The organism is Lysinibacillus sp. NPDC096212 (assembly GCF_044763105.1).
In the GTDB taxonomy this organism is placed as follows: Bacteria; Bacillota; Bacilli; order Bacillales_A; family Planococcaceae; genus Lysinibacillus.
The window spans coordinates 9,914-15,186 of sequence record NZ_JBIWFQ010000056.1; the positions used below are offsets into that span (position 1 = coordinate 9,914).

At 41.9% G+C, this 5,273-nt stretch carries 4 protein-coding genes; 2 read left to right on the forward strand and 2 right to left on the reverse strand.

Annotated elements, in window-relative coordinates:
* Nucleotides 1-1,189: 1,189 nt before the first annotated feature.
* Complete coding sequence (locus tag ACIQ7T_RS27635) at nt 1,190-2,212, reverse strand: DUF2804 domain-containing protein (RefSeq protein ID WP_370083651.1); 1,023 nt, start codon at nt 2,210-2,212, stop codon at nt 1,190-1,192.
* A 183-nt stretch (nt 2,213-2,395) separates the two neighbouring features.
* Between ACIQ7T_RS27635 and ACIQ7T_RS27640 the strand changes: the two genes are divergently transcribed.
* Both ACIQ7T_RS27640 and ACIQ7T_RS27645 read left to right on the forward strand, forming a co-directional pair.
* Nucleotides 2,396-2,890, forward strand: coding sequence for an amidase domain-containing protein (locus ACIQ7T_RS27640; protein WP_370083649.1), 495 nt, complete (start codon nt 2,396-2,398; stop codon nt 2,888-2,890).
* A 97-nt stretch (nt 2,891-2,987) separates the two neighbouring features.
* Nucleotides 2,988-3,560 carry a nitroreductase family protein gene (locus ACIQ7T_RS27645; RefSeq protein ID WP_370083648.1) on the forward strand — a complete coding sequence of 191 codons (573 nt, stop codon included), beginning with the start codon at nt 2,988-2,990 and terminating at the stop codon, nt 3,558-3,560.
* Nucleotides 3,561-3,605: 45 nt separating this feature from the next.
* On the opposite strand, the gene ACIQ7T_RS27650 is transcribed toward ACIQ7T_RS27645, so the two are convergent.
* On the reverse strand, nt 3,606-4,988 hold the full coding sequence (locus ACIQ7T_RS27650) for a dipeptidase (RefSeq protein ID WP_370083646.1): 1,383 nt from the start codon (nt 4,986-4,988) through the stop codon (nt 3,606-3,608).
* Nucleotides 4,989-5,273: the final 285 nt, after the last annotated feature.

Sequence of the window (5,273 nt, forward strand, 5' to 3'; positions counted from 1 at the left end):
GACGGATAGAATGGTCAAAGCGACGGAAAGAATCATCAGAGCGACGGAAAGAAAAGCCGAAGCGACGGATAGGAATCAGAGCGACGGAAAGAAGAGCTGAAGTGACGGAAGGAATCATCAGAGCGACGGAAAGAAAAGCCGAAGCGACGGATAGGAATCAGAGCGACGGAAAGAAGAGTCGAAGTGACGGATAGAATGGTCAAAGCGACGGAAAGAATCATCAGAGCGACGGAAAGAAAAGCCGAAGCGACGGATAGGAATCAGAGCGACGGAAAGAAGAGTCGAAGTGACGGATAGAATAGTCAAAGCGACGGAAAGAAGAGTCGAAGCGACGGATAGAAATCAGAGCGACGGAAAGAAAAGCCGAAGTGACGGAAAGAATGGACAAAGCGACGGATAGGAAGTCGAGAGCGACGGAAAGAAAAGTCGAAGCGACGGAAAGAAGAGCTGAAGTGACGGATAGAATGGTCAAAGCGACGGATAGGAATCAGAGCGACGGAAAGAAGAGCTGAAGTGACGGAAGGAATCATCAGAGCGACGGAAAGAAAAGCCGAAGCGACGGATAGGAATCAGAGCGACGGAAAGAAGAGCTGAAGTGACGGAAGGAATCATCAGAGCGACGGAAAGAAGAGCTGAAGTGACGGAAGGAATCATCAGAGCGACGGAAAGAAAAGCCGAAGCGACGGATAGGAATCAGAGCGACGGAAAGAAAAACCGAAGCGACGGAAAGAATGGACAAAGCGACGGATAGGAAGTCGAGAGCGACGGAAAGAAGAGTCAAAGCGACGGATAGGAATCAGAGCGACGGAAAGAAGAGCCGAAGTGACGGATAGAATGGACAAAGCGACGGATAGAAATCAGAGCGACGGAAAGAAAAGCCGAATCGACGGAAAGAATGGACAAAGCGACGGAAAGAAAGTCGAGAGCGACGGAAAGAAGAGTCAAAGCGACGGATAGAGCAGCCAAAGTCGTGGATAGAACCATCAATGTCGTGGATAGAACGGTCAAAATCGTGGATAGCCCCGGCAAAGCGACGGAAAGAAAGTCGAGAGCGACGGATAAAAACGCCAATTCGCCGAAAAAGGAGCCATTTAAAGGCTTTTTCGGATTTAACGCGCTGAGGGTGTGCGAATCAGTGCGTTAAATCCTAGTATGAGAAGCAAATAGCAAGCAATTAATTTTTTTGTTCTTACCACTTTACGCGATTTTCTTCGATGCTGCCTAGCATTTGTTGGATGACAAGTGTTTCGCCATTGTCTAGTAATACGGAGCCGTCGTAGTAGCCAAACATTTGATGTACTTCAGATTTTATGAGACCAGCTTTTGTGACGGATACACGCTCGAAAAATGGGGAGAATGTTAATGAAACTTGGTTAGTGAATTTAGTTTTGATTTTCCATCGTTGCATTAAATCCTCTTGATTATAGCTAAACAGTACATCCTCGTGTATTTTTGTCATTTTTCCTTCAACGAAAACAGCATTTTCGGTCATTCCTGTTCCGTCTGTCCATTTACCACCTAAATTGAGTCCGATTCGTCTTCCTCGGACTCGCTGTGAGGCCATTCCCCAATTCCATGTGAATGTACGTGGCCAAACGCCACGACTGTATTCTAGGACAGAGAAGTTTTCCTCAGGGGAAAATGTAAAGCGACGATTACCAATTGTCACAAACCCAGAAGTAGGGAGTGTATGATGCTTACCTGTAAATTGGAATGTTTTACGGTTCCAAGGGATGACTACATTCAATGACTCATCTGTAGGCGGATGCTGAATGACAAGCTTTGCACGTAAAACATCTCCATCGAAGTCTGGGATTGAAACGGATAGATGTGTTTCATTTTGTACATATGTCATATCAATCATCATTTCACTATTTTTGAAGGATACTGAATCTAGCACCTGCGTAGGCATTTTTAACTTTCCACCCAATGGAATGGTAATTGTTTTTTCAAAGTAGCGCTGTGTTTCATATTCAAGGAAATAGACGAAGCAGACCGCTGCGTAGTCTAGATGGCTAATAGTAGCTGAGAAGATGATCTCATCGCCGTAGACACACCAATAATTCCATTTCTTTTTGCGCATGATATGGCCACTTAAATTGCTGTTTATGAGAGGTTTACGAGCAAATCCGATGGCAGCTGGATTTAAATTACCTTTTTTATCGCATAAAAGAGTAGGTTGTATAATTTCTTTCTCAGCATGCTGCTTCAATTTCAACATCCCTTCTGATTCGTAATATAAAAGCCTATAATTCCTTACCCTTATTGTAGCAAAAACTATCTCAAAATTGGCAAAGATAGTGCCAAATAAGACCACATTCGACATTTTTATGAATAAGGACCTAGCTAATAGAAATCCCTCTTTATACATATGTTGAACATAAGGAGGGGAAGCGTGGCAAAAATGTATAACAGACAGGCCGCTGTACAGTATGCGAACTTGTGGTGGAACAGGCGTAATCCAGCATTTCCGAATTTTACTGTTGATTGTACGAACTATATATCTCAATGTTTACTTGCTGGAGGAGCACCAATGCGAGGTGCTCCAAACAGAGGGAAAGGTTGGTGGGTTCAACATGGAAATTGGAGCTTTAGCTGGTCTGTTGCACATTCCCTTAGATGGTATTTGGAAGGCTCTACAACAGGGTTGAAGGGTAGGCGTGTACAATCTGCCGAAGAATTAGAACTTGGAGATGTCATATTTTATGATTTCCAGGGGGATGGAAGAGTTGATCATTCCGTAATTGTGACAAGTATCGAAAATGGTATCCCATATGTTAACGCACACACTTCAGATAGTATTAAGCGACCATATTTTTATGAAGATTCAACGGCTTATACGCCAAGCATGACTTATCATTATATTCATATAGAAGATAGTTTTGCTTAAGGTGAAGCAGTGTTAAAGCTCATCATTTTGTGATAATGTGAAGGGTAGAAGATATCAATTTTAATTATTGTAGTGTTATAGAAGGAGATAAGAGTATATGAGCGAACAATTTTTATCTGTTAGGGATGCGATTATTGAGCGTCGTTCTATTAAAAAGTTTAATGGACAGCCGGTGGATCGTGAAGATTTATTGGCTATTATTGACGATGCAGTGTGGGCACCAAATCATGGGAATCGAGAGCCTTGGCGTTTAGTTGTTGCATGTGGTAAGGAGTTAGATGGTCTTCATAATTTATTGCGTGATCTAACGATACCGAAATGGCAGGAGCTTTCTAGTGAAGATTTAGCGAAGCAAATGGCGAAATTCACATTACCGGGTGGCTATGCTTTTGTCATCGTTCCTGAGGATGCTCGACAAAAAGAGCGATTAGAAGATTACGCAGCGGCAAGTATTTTTATTCAAAATATTCAATTGCTAGCTTGGGATAAAGGAATAGGCTCATGCTGGAAAACGCCTGGCTTCCTAGATAATCCGAAATTCCGTGAAGCCTTAAAGGTTCAGCCGGGTGAGCGCGTAATCGCGATGCTACAAGTTGGCTATTTTGATGAAGTGCCAAAAGGGAAAGAACGTAAAACATCAGCAGATATCGTTACGATTTTTGGAGAATAATATAGCAAAATCCCCTCGTTACAAGAAACGAGGGGATTTGTTATTTTACTTTTGTAATTCGGCTACCTCGTATAAATAATCACTTAAAACACGTAATCCTTTATCGAAGTTTTCTAAATGGAAGTGTTCATTTGGTGCATGGAAGTTTTCGCTTGATAAGCCGAAGCCCATTAGCACTACTGGCAATTCTAAAATTTCATCAAAGGCAGCCACGATAGGGATTGATCCTCCTCCACGTGTGTAAGCAGTTGGCACATTATATACTTTTTCGTATGAGCGGCCAGCAGCTTGGATAAATGGATGATCAAATGGTGTTAAGAATGGACGACCTTTATCGAATTCAGAGATCGTCACGTCAACGCCAGTTGGCTTATGTTTTTCAATATGTGCTTTTAATAGTGCTACAATTTCATTTGGTTCTTGATTGGGCACTAGACGGCATGTGATTTTTGCGCCAGCCTCAGCAGGAAGTACGGTTTTAATGCCTTCGCCAGAGAAGCCACCGAACACACCATTAACCTCTAATGTTGGACGTGCCCAAGTACGTTCTAAATATGAATAGCCGGCTTCACCGAATAATTCCTTCACGCCAACTTCTTCCTTCACGGATTCTTCATCAAAACCAAGCGCACGATAAGCTTCGCGTTCCTCTTCAGATAATGGTAAAACTTTATCGTAGAAGCCCTCAACTTGAATTGTGCCATGCTCATCGCGGAAGGATGCTAAAATGTCAGCTAATGCATGAATAGCATTTTGGACACCGCCACCGTAAAGACCAGAGTGAAGGTCTCCTTTTGCACCACGAACATCAATTTGAACCCCCGTTAAGCCACGTAATCCATAGCATACAGCAGGCTTACCAGGACCATATAAACCTGTATCAGAAATCAAAATTAAGTCAGCTGCTAGTTTCTCTTTATGCTCTTCAACATAGGCAGGAAGGTTAGGACTACCAATCTCTTCTTCACCTTCATAGATGAACTTCACGTTCACAGGTAAAGTACCAGTTGTCGCAAATAATGCTTCAATCATTTTTAAGTGCATAAACACTTGTCCTTTATCGTCACTAGCACCACGAGCGAATAGTTTGTTGTCTCGAATTGTCGGGTTGAATGGTTCCGTTTCCCATAAATTTAGTGGGTCAACCGGTTGTACATCATAATGACCGTAAAATAGAATAGTTGGTTTATCCTCTGCGTGTAACCAATCCGCATAAACAACAGGGTGACCTGCAGTTTGCGTAATAGAGACATTCTCAAGATTTAGCTTCTTAAAAGCGTTTGCTAACCACTCAGCGGCATTTTGAATATCTCCTTTATGCTCTGATAAAGAACTAATACTTGGAATACGTAAAAATTCATTTAATTCATTTAAGTGTGCTTCGCGATGTTCTGAAAAATACGCATCTAATTGCTGTAAATTTGTCATCTAGCATCCCTCTTTTCAAATATTTCGATAATAGAAATAGTATAGCATAATGTGGTTGGGGAATCTTGTTATAGCAATGGTTCCTGCCATATTTAGCTAGCCCAACTGCCTGTAAAGTTGGTTGATTAATTCACAGACCATTTCTTACTGGATGCTTGTCACTCACATACTTTCATCACTGTTCTTTTCTATTTGATGATTTGTCAAATTAAGTGCAACAATTGCTCATTAAAAGCCTCGTTTGCAGTTTTCCAACCAAGACATTTTCTTGGTCGGTTGTTGATA